Genomic DNA, 881 nt, shown 5'->3' with positions numbered 1-881 from the left:
TTGCAACGCAAACTTTTAAAGATAAAAGCAGACGCCATTTTCGGCTGTTTTTATCTTACCTCATATAAAAAAAGGCATAACGCCTGCAACAGTCCTTTAGTCACAGCCATCGTGCCCATTTTTGCATAACAAAAAATTTTAGAATAATGATATTGAAATTCTGCTGTTTTATCAATTGAATTTTGTCTTATTTTGTCTTATTTTCTTGATTTTTGCGCAAACTTATTCGCCTTGTGTAACTTTTGCAAGCGAAAAAATGTTTTTTATGTAATTTGATTGTTTACAGTTTTTAAAAATGATATAGTGAGAATGTTATGACTAAAAGAATGAATTGTACAGTCGGCAGTTTTGCCACGATTTTTTTTATTTTGCCATTGTTTTTTTCTTGCGGTTCTGTGCCTAAAGAAATTCCTGAAATGACTTCGCAGGAATTGATTCAAAATGGACAGACGAATTTTGAAAACGGAAATTATAAAGCAGCTCTTGCTTATTACAACACTGCCGTTGAGCGTTTTTCTGATTGGACTAATGTTTATATTGAAGCCCGTTATGAAATCGGACATGTTTTTATGAAGCAGAAAAAATACAATCTTGCAGAACCAATTTTTAACGAGCTTTTGGATATTTATAAAAATTCAACGCCGGGAACTTATCCTGCCGCCTATAAAAAACTTGCAGAAATTGAACTTGCAAAAATTCCGCACAAAAAGGCTGAATAGATTTTTTTTACGAAAAACTTACGCCCGATCGTAGCCATGCGAAGCAGCAGGTGTGATTGTTTTTTATAAATTCGTTTTATAAATAGCTTGAATTTCGAGTTTTGATAAGAACAGTACTTTAAGTGTCATTGCCGTGCTTGACACGGCAATCTTGCAAAAAAA

At 33.3% G+C, this 881-nt stretch carries 1 protein-coding gene; it reads left to right on the top strand.

Going from position 1 to position 881, the window contains the following annotated elements:
- Nucleotides 1-314: 314 nt before the first annotated feature.
- Entirely contained in the window at nt 315-719 is a 405-nt protein-coding gene (locus B2X33_RS02875) for an outer membrane protein assembly factor BamD (RefSeq protein ID WP_296024084.1), read from the top strand.
- Nucleotides 720-881 lie beyond the last annotated feature (162 nt).

It is taken from the genome of Treponema sp. UBA785 (genome assembly GCF_002297065.1).
In the GTDB taxonomy this organism is placed as follows: domain Bacteria; phylum Spirochaetota; class Spirochaetia; order Treponematales; family Treponemataceae; genus Treponema_D.
The sequence above is the reverse complement of the archived record's forward strand: the minus strand, read 5'-3'. Positions and strand labels throughout refer to the sequence as shown.